The 15,677-nt window shown below is 38.7% G+C and carries 7 protein-coding genes; all 7 read right to left on the reverse strand.

Annotation, left to right across the window (positions count from 1 at the left end):
* Positions 1-55: 55 nt before the first annotated feature.
* Complete coding sequence (locus AC07YT_RS22955; RefSeq protein WP_029279713.1) at positions 56-367, reverse strand: DUF3467 domain-containing protein; 312 nt, start codon at positions 365-367, stop codon at positions 56-58.
* A 91-nt stretch (positions 368-458) separates the two neighbouring features.
* Positions 459-2,693 (reverse strand): alpha-L-fucosidase, encoded by a 2,235-nt coding sequence (locus AC07YT_RS22960; RefSeq protein ID WP_086545158.1) that lies wholly within the window; start codon positions 2,691-2,693, stop codon positions 459-461.
* A gap of 78 nt (positions 2,694-2,771) precedes the next feature.
* The gene (locus tag AC07YT_RS22965) at positions 2,772-4,811 is read right to left on the reverse strand and encodes a beta-N-acetylhexosaminidase (protein WP_086545157.1); all 2,040 of its coding nucleotides are present in this window, start codon (positions 4,809-4,811) and stop codon (positions 2,772-2,774) included.
* A complete protein-coding gene (locus AC07YT_RS22970; protein WP_086545156.1) occupies positions 4,808-5,596 on the reverse strand; it encodes a glycoside hydrolase family 16 protein in 789 nt (262 codons plus the stop codon). The genes AC07YT_RS22965 and AC07YT_RS22970 overlap by 4 nt, the downstream gene beginning before the upstream one ends.
* Before the next feature lie 113 nt (positions 5,597-5,709).
* The gene (locus AC07YT_RS22975) at positions 5,710-7,311 is read right to left on the reverse strand and encodes a sulfatase family protein (RefSeq protein ID WP_086545155.1); all 1,602 of its coding nucleotides are present in this window, start codon (positions 7,309-7,311) and stop codon (positions 5,710-5,712) included.
* A gap of 141 nt (positions 7,312-7,452) precedes the next feature.
* Complete coding sequence (gene rpoC / locus AC07YT_RS22980) at positions 7,453-11,739, reverse strand: DNA-directed RNA polymerase subunit beta' (protein ID WP_086545154.1); 4,287 nt, start codon at positions 11,737-11,739, stop codon at positions 7,453-7,455.
* An 88-nt stretch (positions 11,740-11,827) separates the two neighbouring features.
* Entirely contained in the window at positions 11,828-15,631 is a 3,804-nt protein-coding gene (gene rpoB, locus AC07YT_RS22985) for a DNA-directed RNA polymerase subunit beta (protein WP_086545153.1), read from the reverse strand.
* Positions 15,632-15,677: the final 46 nt, after the last annotated feature.

The following is a 15,677-nucleotide window of genomic DNA, read 5'->3' on the forward strand; positions in this document are numbered from 1 at the left end:
TATATACTATGCTAACATAGCAAACAAACATTTGTTTGTAAGATTTTGAGTACGCTTACGCTTGAGCGGTTGGCCCGCCGAAGCCCATCGGAAAAGGTGGTTCTTCCTGAGTTTTAATACGTCCGTTTACGGCTTCGAATTTCTGAATGTTATCTTCCAATGCCGATAATAAACGCTTTGCGTGTTCCGGAGTTAAGATAATCCTTGATTTCACTTTAGCCTTCGGAATTCCCGGCATTACGCGGATAAAATCCAATACGAACTCGGTATTAGAGTGTGTAATGATGGCTAAGTTTGAAAAAATTCCTTCAGCGATTTCTTCTGATAACTCTATGTTTAATTGATTCTCGTTTTGTTGTTCTTCCATAATAGCTCAAAAATAAAAAATTCCGCTGCTTAATAGCGGAATTTAAAACATAATGTTTGAAATAAAATTAATTCACTGGCGCTATAAAATATTATTTTTCTAAAAAATCTAATTCTGCTATGGCCAATGTTTTTTTATTGCCTGCAATCGCTGTTGCTTTTACCTGTATATATTTTGCTGAAATTGCTTTTTTGAAATAATGCGTGCGCGGGGTTGGATCGTTAATTAAATTACCAAACCCGAAGCTCTCGGCATCTTGCCAGGTTTTACCATCGTTACTGATTTGTAAAACGCCTTTCTCTAACATTCCATCAGCATAATCAGTTGGTGGGGTATAAATAAAACCCGTTAATTCACGGACATTACCTAAATCTATTGCTATTTGGAGCTGATCATTGCTTTCGTTCGCTAACCAATACGTTTGTTTTTTACCATCAAATGCCATTGCAGCAGCGTGCTTAGCACCTTCGCTATCACTACTTAACAATTTCCAATCTTTTTTCACTATACCAAATGTTTCAGTGGCTATAGGTCCTTTTTCTTTATTGGTTATGGCTATTGCTTTTACTTCGCCTTTTGCAATTTGAAGCGGACCAGTATATTTTTTAGCACTGGCATTCGGTACAGTTCCGTTTGTGGTGTAGTAAATTTCGATGCCTTTGTTAAGGTTAGCGGTAGCATTTTCTCCGTGTGGCTTCCACCCAAATACGTGGGTTTTCGGTGAAATGGTGGTTAAACCATTGATATCTCTGCTAAACTGTAATTGTGGCGGACGTGTACGGTAATAATGTGCCGATATGGTGGCTATTGCAGGTTCAGCTCTTGATGACAGAACAGTTAACCTAAACCTCGAAGAAGTGATTTCAGGGAAACGTAAAATACGTTTATAACCGATATTCGTTGCCGCAGCAATTTTTTGCCATTTATTACCGATCCAGGCCTCCAGCTGGTGTTCGATTACGCGCTCGCTATGGTTTGCAATATCTTCCTGTATTGCGATTCTATTGATGGTAACCGGCTTAAGCGTTGCTATTTCAATGCTGTTTTGCTTATTGTTAAGTAAAACATAAGTGTTCATATCGTTATCGAGTACTTGTTTTGCACCTTTTGCACCGGCAAATAAATTTTTGCCATAGGTTTCGGTGATGCGCTTACCAACCTCGTTCAGTACACTTACATCTTCATCTGAAAATTTACCACTTCTATTTGGGGGGATATTGAGCAAAAAAGTCGAATTTCCACCTGCAGAACGTTCGTAAATATCAAAAACATCATCCGCACTACGTACTTTTTGTTTCTCATCGTCACGGTAAAACCAGCCTTCTCTTATGGATGTATTGGTTTCGGCTTGTTGATAGTGCAGGTATTTAGCTTTATAAAGTTCGTTATTGCTACCTAAATCCTTATCTGTCATATCAGGAAAATGTGTCGCCGTATCCGGGTTTTCACTATAAGGAATTACGTTCCACTCGGTTTCGCGGGTTCCACCAGCTTCATTGCCACACCAACGGATGTCTTCTCTACCAAAAATCACCGCTTTTGGTGCTAAAGTATGGATCAGTGTTTTCCAGGCCGGATAGTTATATTTCTGTCCGCCTTTGGTTTTAGGATGTGCACCATCAAACCACACTTCATCAATTGGTCCGTATTCGGTTAAAACTTCAAATAATTGGTTTAGAAAATATTCGTTGTAATCGTCAACCTCGAATTTAAATTTAGTTGGGTTAGCGAACGGGCGTCCTGCTGTTTCGCGTGGAATGGTTCGCGTAGATATTTTACTCAGATTGCCATACAATCCTTCAGGATTTTCGATTTGATATAAATCTGCCGGAGATAAATAAATACCTAGTTTAAGTCCGTATTTTTTGCAAGATGCAGAAAGATTTTTTAGAATATCTCCTTTCCCGTCTTCGAAACCTGTTGACATGATGCCGTGTTTGGTGTAACGGCTTTGCCAAAGTACAAAACCATCATGATGTTTTACGGTAATGATCACCATTTTCATCCCTGCCGATTTCATCGCCTGGCACCATTGATCGGTATGCAGTTCTTTTAAATCAAAAACTTTCGGGTCTTCTTTGCCATTTCCCCACTCCATTCTGGTAAAAGAGTTTGGCCCAAAATGAATAAATGCAATAAACTCGTTTTTTAATGCGCTTAATTGATTAGCGGTTGGCACCACATGACTTGCCTTTGCAATAATGCTGGCTTTACTTTCTCCGGGCGTAATGGCTATGGTATGCTGTGGTTTTAATTTGTCGCTTTGAGCTAAAGCGTTGGCCATGAATAACGCCATCAAGGTTGAGGTAACAATTAATTTTTTCATTAAATTATTTTGTAATAAAATTAGCATTTGGTTAAGGTTGAAGTACAACGTATGTTAACAGTCTTTGAATCTATATTATCATTTTCGCTCCGCTTTTAGCGCGACAGCCGCATCACTAATCCATTTCCCATCTTTCTGTTTAACAGGAATAAAGGCGAACATCCAGTTCTGCCCGGTTATGGGTTTAGGCACTTTTATCAACAGTTTATTCCACCCTTTTTTAAGCTTGATGGCTGCAGGTTTACGCGACCAGAAAAATTCTTCATCGGTATATGGAATTTCATTGGCTGGTGTAAACCAGGTTGGTTTAAGGTTTTGGTTTCCACCCGGATTTTGCCAAACCGGCCCTTTTAGTTCCATATTGTTGATATAAATTTCGCCACCATTGGCATCCCATTTTCCATTTTGTGGTATGCCCGCACTATGCCTGTTAGAACGTGCAGGGGTTTCGAAACCAATTAAAGCATTGATCGTTTGGTCTGCTTTACAAAAAATGTACGAAATAAAATCAACTTGTGTTAAACTATCAATTGGCTGATTTGGAATTAACGATTGATTAATTCTGATCACACTTCCAGCAACTTTTTGAAACACTTGTTTTGCTTCCCCAGCCTTGTTTTTCGGATAAACCTTGCTTAACTGCCATTCTGTTTGTGAAGTATTAAAATAAGGAAATGCCAGCTGACTAAAAAACCGGCCCTGATGAGCTGTTAACCGTTTTTCAAATTCTGCGAAGTATTGATTGGCCAGGGTATTTTTTAAAGGTAAAACATTAAGGTATTCGGGCTTAGCCTCAGCTCGCCCACACCAAACGGCTTCACTGTATGCCAATGCACCCGGCCAAACCGGATTATGCAGAAAAATTTTCTGCTTATCTGCTACCCTGGTATCTGGCCAGCAACATAAAATACCACCTAAAGCATATTGATCTCCCTGAGCTTTGTTGCAAACCTGTTGGAAAAAGTAATGCTGAATTAAAGTAACAGCATCAAATAAATTTAAATAACCACCATACGAATCGATAATGGGATTAGTGTTATTGTTGGCTACTTCGCCTGTTGCTTCTTCCCGCCAAAGCTGCTGTATACTTCCTGCTGCTGGTGGCAAGCCCGGATTCCACACCATTACCTTACGTGCGTTGGCCAAAACCCTTTTGCTCATCCTATCGATAAATGCCACAGGATTGGGAATATGAACCTCATCAGAGCCAATATGTATAATCGGGCAATCGCCGGATGGGATTTCTTTGCAAAATTCGTCAATTAACTTTTCTAAAGTCTGCATACCCTGCACACTTTCCATCTTAAAGCCAAATACACGCTCGAAATAAGCACTATGCCCAGGCATATCTAATTCGGGGATAATGGTGATAGCCCTTTCTTTAGCAAAGCGGATCAATTCCCTAATATCATCAAAACTGTAACTACTATCCGGATCGCGGCTAGTCTGCCTAAATCTGGATTCATTAAGCTGAGGGAAGATTTTACTTTCCATACGCCAGGCCGGATTATCTGTTAAATGCCACTGAAAGGTATTATATTTATAATGAGAAAGTATTTCCAGTTGTGCTTTTAACATAGCAATACTTTGAAAATTACGCCCATTATCGTGCATAAATCCCCTAACAGCGAAAGCTGGCCAATCACTAATCTCGCAAAAAGGTAATGAGCTGAACCCGTTTTCTTTCAGCATTAACTGCCTCAAAGTCTGGATACCGTAATACAAACCATTAATGTCTGGCGCGCTGATGTTAATTCCTTTTTGAGAAACGGAAAGCTGATAACCTTCTTTTTTAAGGTTTGGTATTTCTACGATTGCTAAGTTTACCTGAGTTTTATTTTTGCCAGAATTGGCTGAAATCGTAAGACCATTATCCACCAATAAGCTTTTTAAAGCAGGTAGAATAGCAGTATCCGCATTTGATTTGACAACAATTTGCTTAACAATCAATTTCCCGGGCAGCCATTGTACTTTCTGTGGAAATGGAATAAGTGCAACAGGTGCACGGTTTAATTCATCAAGCGAATGGTTACTTGTCCAATTATTTCCTTTGGTTTGTGCACTTAGATTAAAATAGATCCCTATAATAAGAATACCAAATAGAAGCCTCTTCATCATTTTGCACCGTTTTTAAATTGATGAAATTTCACCCAGTCAATTTCCATTTCTACCGGCAAATCGGCATCTTTTATCTTCCCAACCCAGCTACCTCCCAGCTGCATATCGATAAGCAGATAATGTTTGCTTTGATTAAACGGAAACTGTCCTTCTTTGGTCGTCGCTATTTTTGGATAGGTAAAAGCCTTTTTGTTATTCACGAAGAATACTAAACTGTCTGGATACTTTTCTACAGCATAAGTATTAAATTTTTTGGGATCAATTTTAGCTGTTCCTCCTGATTTTGGTTTATCCTTTATTTTAAGGGTAAGCGTATAATAAGTGTGAATGGTTTGATAAGCTATGGAATCAAAATTTAGTCTTTCCATAATATCAATTTCGCCACCATCAGGCCATTTACTGTTTTCGGCCAGCATCCAAAAGGCAGGCCAGGCACCCTGGGCTCCATTTAGTTTGGCTTTAATCTCTAAACGACCAAAACCAAAAGCCACTTTATCTTTGGTATAAATACCACCGGTTAAGTAGCGTGAAGTATCTTTCGAAAAATCATTATTTTTTATTCCACGGAGTATCATTTTACCGTCCCGAAGCGCATAACAATTTTCATCATCGCTCATGTGCCTGTTCCAATCGGCACCTCCGCGAGGTATTTTAGACCATTTTTTTTGGTCGAAACTACTTTTCTGGTTAAAATCTTCCTTCCAGGTTGCTTTCTGGTTATAGGTTCTACTTACCGAGCAGGAATAAAGTAAAACCATTAATAATGAAAGTGATACAAGCTTCATAAACCGAAGTTAATTAAACCTTACACAATAAATTAATGGATTGTCAGCCCACAACTACGCAAACGTTTGATAGATTGTAACAAAACGAATACGCAAAACATCGGCAAGAAAAGCTATAAATTCTGATTAAAAACTTTCAGGGCTTCTTTATCATCGTAGGCGATAATTAGCGCCTTAAGTTTCTTTTTAAGCTCATTTTTAATGACAAAATAGTTTTTATCCTCAATTATATTTTTTAATTCTTTGGGATCTTTTTTCAAATCATACATTTCCCAGGCCTCGGTGCCTTTATAAAAACGAGCCAAAACATAACCATCGGTTCGAATGCCAAAATGCGGCGAAACATAATGTGGCCCTGGATATTCATAATAATGATAATATGCGCCTTCTTTTTTCCAGTTTTTTATTTTTGGATTTTCTAGTACGGGCAAAAAAGACCTACCCTGCATGAAGCCTGGTTTGGAGATGCCTGCAAAATCAAGAATTGTTGGTGCCCAATCAACATTTGAGATGATTTGATCTAATTTTTTATCTTTCATTGCCGAAAGGCCTGGCACACGGATGATGAATGGGGTACGAAGGGATTCTTCATAGATAAAACGTTTATCAAACCAACCATGCTCACCCAGGTAAAAGCCCTGATCTGAGGCATAAATAACAATCGTGTTTTCACTTAATCCATTACGATCCAGGTAATCTAGTATTTCTCCAATATTTCTATCCAGTGATTTTGCCGTAGCATAATAGTCTTTCATGTATCGTTGAAACTTCCATTCTTTTAACGCATTTCCTGTTAAATAAAGTTGCTGAAATGCTTTCGAAAGCTGGCCGTAATATGCACGATATGCTTTGCTCTGCAGGCTATCCATGCGAGAATACTCTCCCTGCTGATAATAGCGCATCATTGATTCTTCAATCTCTTTTCCTTTTACTGCCGGCTTTGTGGCTTTACCTACATTAACTTTTTCACCAAAAGGCTGATTGATTTTTAAATCGGTTTTAATTGTCATGGCCTCCCCAATACTCATTAATTGCTTAGATGCCGCCGTTCTTCCTTTATAATCATCGTAAAACGTAGCAGGTAAAGGAAATTTTATCGAGTCGTATGCGCCAAGATCCTGTAAATCGGGCAACCATTCTCTGTGCGTTGCTTTCTCACCTACAACCAGGAAAAAAGGTTTATCCGGATTTCTTTTGTTTAAATAATTTTTTGTCAACTCCGTTATCACCTCCGTTACGTAACCATGGTACAATAAAGTATCGTTCTTTTGGTTTATAAAATCAGGATTAAAATAATGTCCCTGTACAGGCATCACATTCCAATAATCAAAACCCTGTGGAAGGCTTCCTAAATGCCATTTCCCAATCCAGGCCGTTTGATAGCCATTTTCGTTCAATATTTGTGGTAAAAAACGTTGGTTGGTATCTAATACACCGTCGTTAACCTTATAGCCATTTTTATGGCTGTATTGCCCGGTTATAAAGGCTGCCCGGCTTGGTCCGCAAATGGCATTTGATACAATTGCATTGTTAAACAAGGTGCCAGACTTTGCCAGTTTGTCAATATTCGGTGTATGAATCAATTTATTCCCATAGGCACTTATTGCCTGATAAGCATGATCATCGGAAAGTATAAAGATGATATTAGGGCGTTTATTTTGAGCAAAAACCGTGGCTTGAAAACATAAGAAAAGAAAGAGAAAAAAATTCTTCATATGGCAAAAATTATTGGATTAAGCAATTGCATTTAAAACTACACAAATATTTTTTTTTCGCTGCGATGAAAAATAATCGGGTAACAAAAAAGCCTACCGATTTTTACATCGGTAGGCTTAAAATTATTGTTAGATTAAAATCTAAGCTTCTACTTCTTCTTGTTTCGAAGCTAATAATTTATCGTATTCTTCCTGAGAACCAACGATGATTCTTTCGTAACCACGTACACCAGTACCTGAAGGGATTAAGTGACCAACGATCACGTTTTCTTTCAAGCCTAACATATTATCGCGTTTACCTGCAATTGCTGCCTCATTTAATACTTTCGTAGTTTCCTGGAACGAAGCCGCAGAAATGAACGATTTAGTACCTAATGATGCACGTGTAATACCTTGTAAGATAGAACTTGCAGTTGCTGGTCTTGCATCTCTAACCGTAATCTGTTTTAAATCCTTACGTTTCAATTGAGAATTTTCATCTCTTAATCTACGTAATGAAACAATCTGACCTGGTTTGAAATCTGTAGAATCACCTGCGTCTTCAACAACTTTCTTGTCGTACATTGCATCGTTCTCATCGGCAAAATCCCAACGGTCAACAGCATTGTTTTCTAAGAAAATAGTATCACCTGGATCTTCAATGTGAACTTTCTGCATCATCTGGTGAACAATTACCTCGAAGTGCTTATCGTTAATTTTCACACCTTGTAAACGGTAAACCTCTTGAATACCATTTACTAAGTATTCTTGAACCGCTGCAGGACCTTTAATTGATAAGATATCGGCAGGAGAAATTGAACCATCTGATAAAGGCATACCGGCTTTCACAAAGTCGTTATCCTGTACAAGGATGTGTTTCGACAATGGAACCAGGTATTTTTTAACTTCACCATCTTTCGATTCGATTGTGATCTCACGGTTACCACGTTTAACGCCACCTAAAGTTACCACACCATCAATCTCAGTTACTACAGCTGGGTTAGATGGGTTACGTGCTTCAAATAATTCCGTTACACGAGGTAAACCACCTGTAATATCTCGGGTTTTACCAGTTGCACGAGGAATCTTAGCGATAATCTGACCAGTTTGGATAGCTTCACCTTCATCAACTGAAACGTGGGCACCTACCGGAATGTTATAACCTTTAATCATTTCGCCTTTTTTATCAACGATCTGAACTGAAGGGTTTTTAGTTTTATCACGTGTATCGATAATTACTTTTTCACGGTGACCAGTTTGCTCATCTGATTCTTCACGGAAGGTTACACCTTCAATAATGGCATCAAATTGTGCTTTACCGGCAAATTCTGATAGAATAACCGCGTTGTACGGATCCCACGAACAGATTTTATCACCTTTAGAAAGTTTATCACCTTCTTTTACGAATAAGAATGCACCGTAAGGAATGTTGTTGGTTACAATGATACGTCCGGTTCCTGGCTCAACAATTTTGAACTCACCTGAACGACCTAATACCACCTGAACTGTTCCTTCTTCTGTTTGTGTATCAACAGTACGGATATTTTCGAATTCGATTACACCATCAAACTTAGCTACGATGTTAGATTCTGCAGCAATGTTTGATGCAGTACCACCCACGTGGAAAGTACGAAGTGTTAACTGTGTACCCGGCTCACCGATTGACTGTGCTGCAATTACACCAACTGCCTCACCTCTTTGAACGCGTTTACCAGATGCCAAGTTACGGCCATAACATAATGCACAAACACCACGTTTAGATTCGCAGGTTAATACTGAACGGATCTCGATACCTTCTAACGGAGATTCTTCGATCAATTTAGCAACATCTTCGTTAATATCTTCGCCCGCACCTACTAATAATGTATTATCCAAAGGATTGTATACATCATGTAATGAAGTACGGCCTAAAATCCTGTCGTACAATGGCTCAACGATATCTTCCTGATCTTTTAAAGCGGTTGTATACATACCTCTTAAAGTACCACAATCGTTATCGTTAACAATCATATCCTGCGCTACATCATGTAAACGACGGGTTAAGTAACCCGCATCCGCCGTTTTTAACGCCGTATCCGCCAAACCTTTACGTGCACCGTGAGTAGAGATAAAGTACTCTAATACCGATAAACCTTCTTTAAAGTTTGATAAGATCGGGTTTTCGATGATATCGCCACCTGAACCTGATTTTTGAGGTTTCGCCATCAAACCACGCATTCCGCAAAGCTGACGAATCTGCTCTTTAGATCCACGTGCACCTGAATCAAGCATCATGTAAACAGAGTTAAAACCTTGGTTATCTGATGATAACTGAGTCATAACGAATGTAGTTAACCTGTTGTTGATACGGGTCCAGATATCGATAATCTGGTTGTAACGCTCGTTGTTGGTAATGAAACCCATGTTATAGTTGTTTCTTACCTCTTCAACCTCAGCTGCTGCCTGTTCTAATAAAGTATGTTTTTCAACCGGAATGTTTACGTCTTGTAAGTTGAACGATAAACCTCCCTGGAATGCCATTTTGAAACCTAATTCTTTGATATCATCCAAGAATTGAGAAGCACGGGCCATACCGGTCATTTTCACTACTTCACCAATAATATCTCTTAAAGATTTTTTGGTTAATAGCTCATTGATATAACCAACTTCTTCAGGAACCATTTGGTTGAACAATACTCTACCTACAGTAGTTTCAGTTAATTTATTAACGATAGAACCATCAGCTTGTTTAACATTTACCCTTACTTTGATAAATGCGTGCAAGTCTAATTCTTTTTCGTTATAAGCAATAATAACTTCTTCCGGAGAATAGAAAGCAGAATCCTGTCCTTTTACCACTCTGGTTTCATCTGTTCTACGGCCTTTAGTAATATAATAAAGACCCAAAACCATATCCTGAGAAGGTACTGTAATTGGTGTACCGTTTGCAGGGTTTAAGATGTTATGTGCTGCAAGCATCAAAACCTGGGCTTCCAAAATTGCGGCATTACCTAACGGTAAGTGCACAGCCATCTGGTCACCATCAAAATCGGCGTTAAATGCAGTACAAACTAGTGGGTGTAACTGGATTGCTTTTCCTTCAATTAATTTTGGCTGGAAAGCCTGAATACCTAGTCTGTGTAGCGTAGGTGCACGGTTTAATAATACCGGGTGACCTTTTAATACATTTTCTAAGATATCCCAAACTAACGGATCTTTTCTATCAACGATTTTCTTCGCAGATTTAACTGTTTTTACTACACCACGCTCAATCATCTTACGAATAATGAACGGTTTGTAAAGTTCAGCAGCCATATCTTTCGGAATACCGCACTCGTGTAATTTAAGGCTAGGCCCTACAACAATTACCGAACGAGCTGAATAATCCACACGTTTACCTAATAAGTTCTGACGGAAACGACCTTGTTTACCTTTCAAGATATCTGAAAGTGATTTCAAAGCACGGTTACCTTCAGTTTTTACCGCATTAACTTTACGTGAGTTATCGAATAACGAATCTACAGCTTCCTGCAACATACGTTTCTCGTTACGTAAAATTACCTCTGGTGCTTTAATCTCGATCAAACGTTTTAAACGGTTGTTACGGATAATTACACGACGGTATAAATCATTTAAATCGGAAGTAGCGAAACGGCCACCTTCTAATGGTACTAAAGGACGTAATTCTGGTGGAATAACCGGAACGATTTTAACAATCATCCACTCAGGGCGATTCTCAATACGTGTATTAGCGCCACGGAAAGCTTCAACAACCTGAAGACGTTTTAAAGCCTCATTTTTACGTTGCTGAGAAGTTTCGTTAGCTGCCTGGTGACGTAAATCATAAGATAAAGTATCTAAATCAATACGTTTTAATAAATCTTCTAATGCTTCAGCACCCATTTTGGCGATGAATTTATTAGGATCTTTATCATCCAGGTATTGGTTTTCTTTAGGTAATTTATCTAAGATATCTAAATACTCTTCTTCCGTTAAGAAGTCCATATAGTTGATACCTTCTTCAGCCATTAAGCCTGATTGAATAACTACGTAACGCTCGTAATAGATAATTAAATCTAATTTTTTAGTAGGTAAACCTAATAAATAACCGATTTTGTTTGGTAAAGAGCGGAAGTACCAGATGTGTGCAACAGGAACCACTAAAGCAATGTGGCCCATACGCTCACGACGTACTTTTTTCTCCGTTACTTCAACACCACAACGATCGCAAACAATACCTTTATAACGGATACGTTTGTATTTACCGCAATGACATTCGTAATCTTTTACCGGACCAAAAATACGCTCACAGAACAAACCATCACGCTCAGGTTTGTAAGTACGGTAGTTAATGGTTTCTGGTTTCAACACCTCACCGCTTGAACGTTCCAAAATAATTTCTGGAGACGATAAGCTAATCGTGATTGATGTGAAATTGCTTTTTAATTTATTATCCTTTTTGTAAGACATACTTATGTAAGGTTAAAGGCGTAGGGTTTAAGGTTTAGGGCGTAGGGTTTAAAACCTTTCACCTTATACCTTAAACCTTCTACCTTATTTAATCTAATGTAATATCTAAACCTAATCCGCGTAACTCATGTACCAATACGTTAAACGATTCTGGCACACCTGGCGTTGGTAGGTTTTCACCTTTAACAATGGCTTCGTAAGTTTTGGCTCTTCCGATTACATCATCCGATTTAACGGTTAAGATCTCCTGAAGAATATTAGCTGCACCGAATGCCTCTAATGCCCAAACCTCCATCTCACCAAAACGCTGACCACCGAACTGGGCTTTACCACCCAATGGTTGTTGTGTAATTAATGAGTATGGTCCGATTGAACGGGCGTGCATCTTATCATCAACCATGTGACCTAATTTCAACATGTAGATAATACCTACAGTTGTAGTCTGATCGAAACGCTCACCTGTTAAACCATTGTATAAGTAGGTTTTTCCTGAAGCAGGAACTCCTGCTTTAGCGATCCATTCTTCCACCTCATCATGCGTAGCGCCATCAAAAATCGGGGTTGCAAATTTAACACCCAATTCTTTACCAGCCCATGCCAATACGGTTTCGTAGATCTGACCAAGGTTCATACGTGAAGGTACACCCAGTGGGTTCAACACGATATCAACCGGACTACCATCAGCTAAGAAAGGCATATCTTCATCACGTACAATACGTGCAACAATACCTTTGTTACCGTGGCGACCCGCCATTTTATCACCTACTTTTAATTTACGTTTTTTAGCTACATAAACTTTTGCCATCTGTACGATTCCTGAAGGAAGCTCATCACCTACACTGATCGCGAATTTATCACGTTTGTAAGCACCAAGTTCTTCGTTAACACGGATACCGTAGTTGTGAAGCAACATTTTAATCATCTCGTTTTTATCATCATCAGTAGTCCATTTGTTAGGGCTAATGTGATTATAATCAAGCTCAGCTAAAATTTTCTGAGTAAATTTAGCGCCTTTAGCAACCAATAATTCTTTGTAAATGTTAAATACACCCTGAGATGTTTTACCGTTTACGATGGTGAATAATTTGTCAACTAATTCTGCTTTTAATTTCTCAGTGATATTGTTATATCCTTTGTCTAATTTCTCAATTGCCGATTTTTCCTCAGCTTTTGTCGTTTTCTTAGCACGGCTGAATAATTTAGTATCAATTACCACACCCTGGATTGAAGGAGGAGTTTTTAAAGACGCATCTTTAACATCACCTGCTTTATCACCAAAAATTGCACGTAGTAATTTCTCTTCCGGTGAAGGATCAGACTCACCTTTTGGTGTAATCTTACCAATTAAAATATCACCTTCTTTTACGTCAGCACCAATACGGATAATACCATTTTCATCAAGGTCTTTAGTAGCCTCTTCAGAAACGTTCGGGATATCTGGTGTTAATTCCTCTTCTCCACGTTTAGTATCACGTACTTCTAATTCAAACTCTTCAATATGCAATGAAGTGAAAACGTCATCACGAACAATACGCTCGTTAATTACAATCGCATCCTCAAAGTTGAAACCTTGCCAAGGCATGAATGCCACTTTCAAGTTTCTACCTAATGCTAATTCGCCATTTTCAGTTGCATAACCTTCGCAAAGTACTTGTCCTTTAGTTACTTTCTGACCTTTCTTAACGATTGGTTTTAAGTTGATACAAGTATTCTGGTTGGTTTTTTTGAATTTAATTAAACGGTAAGTTTTGCTATCACCTTCAAATGAAACTAAACGATCATCTTCGTTACGCTCATATTTAATGGTAATTTCGTTAGCATCAACATACTCTACAATACCATCACCTTCTGCATTGATCAAAGTTCTTGAGTCACGTGCAACGCGACCTTCTAAACCTGTACCTACAATTGGTGCTTCAGGACGTAACAATGGTACGGCCTGACGTTGCATGTTCGATCCCATCAAAGCCCTGTTCGCATCATCATGTTCTAAGAACGGAATTAACGAAGCAGCGATTGAAGTAATCTGGTTAGGTGCAACGTCCATTAAGTCTAATTTCTCAGGCTCAATAATTGGGAAGTCACCCTCATAACGCGCTTTAACACGTGGTGTGGTAAAGTTACCTTTATCATCATACTCTGCATTAGCCTGAGCGATGGTTTTACCATCTTCATCTTCTGCAGATAAATAAATAACGTCTGAATCTACAACTACTTTACCATCTTCAACACGTTTGTAAGGTGTTTCAATGAAACCTAAATTATTGATTTTTGCATGCACACAAAGTGATGAAATTAAACCAATGTTTGGTCCCTCTGGCGTTTCAATCGTACATAAACGACCATAGTGCGTGTAGTGAACGTCACGTACCTCGAAACCGGCACGCTCACGTGATAAACCACCTGGACCTAGGGCCGATAAACGGCGTTTGTGCGTGATCTCTGCTAATGGATTGGTTTGATCCATGAACTGAGATAACTGGTTAGTACCAAAGAAAGAGTTGATCACTGATGATAACGTACGGGCGTTAATCAAATCAGTTGGTGTAAACACCTCGTTATCGCGAATGTTCATACGCTCACGGATTGTTCTGGCCATACGGGCTAAACCAACACCAAATTGTGCGTATAATTGTTCACCTACCGTACGTACACGACGGTTAGACAAGTGATCGATATCATCTACCTCTTCTTTTGAGTTGATCAATTTGATCAGGTATTTTACAATTGCAATAATATCTGCTTTTGTTAATACTTTAACCTCATCAGGGGTATTCATTTTTAATTTACGGTTGATGCGGTAACGACCAACATCTCCTAAATCGTAACGTTTATCTGAAAAGAATAAACGATCAATGATACCACGTGCTGTTTCCTCATCAGGTGGTTCTGCGTTACGCAAAGCACGATAGATGTTTTCTACAGCTTCTTTTTCTGAGTTTGATGTATCTTTCTGTAATGTATTATATATAATGGTATAATCAGCCTGACTTGCGCCATCTTCTTTTGATAAGATGATGCTTTTTACGCCAGCTTCGATAACCATATCAATGTGTTCGTCTTCTAAAACGGTTTCTCTTTCAAGAATCACTTCATTACGGTCGATAGAAACTACCTCACCAGTATCTTCATCAACAAAATCTTCAACCCATTTTTTCAATACTCTTGCAGCCAGTTTACGACCGATGTATTTCTTTAAACCCGATTTACTAACTTTTACTTCGTCAGCAAGATCGAAAAGTTCCAAGATATCTTTATCAGAATCGTAACCGATAGCACGTAATAAAGTGGTAACCGGGAATTTTTTCTTACGATCGATGTAAGCATACATCACGTTATTAACGTCTGTAGCAAACTCGATCCATGAACCTTTGAAAGGAATTACACGGGCAGAATACAATTTGGTTCCGTTAGTGTGACGGCTTTGACCGAAGAACACTCCTGGAGAACGGTGTAATTGCGAAACGATAACACGTTCTGCACCGTTGATAACAAATGTACCTTTTGGTGTCATATACGGGATCGTACCTAAGTACACATCCTGGATGATGGTTTCAAAATCTTCATGTTCTACATCATTACAAGAAAGCTTTAGCTTTGCCTTTAATGGAACATTGTAGGTTAATCCACGCTCAATACACTCGTGTATATCGTAACGTGGCGGATCAACAAAATAATCAAGAAACTCTAATACGAAGATATTTCTTGAATCTGTTATTGGAAAGTTTTCAGCAAACACTTTAAACAAACCTTCGCTAGAGCGATCGTCTGATGTGGTATCTATCTGGAAAAATTCTCTGAATGATTGCAATTGCACATCCAGAAAATCCGGATAGTCTATAATGTGCTTACTAGTTGCAAAATTTACTCTTTGTTCGACTGTCTTTGCCAATGGACTAAAAGATTTTAGTTTAAGAATAAACTATTTGTTTGGTTCA

Source organism: Pedobacter sp. GW460-11-11-14-TSB4 (genome assembly GCF_059423705.1).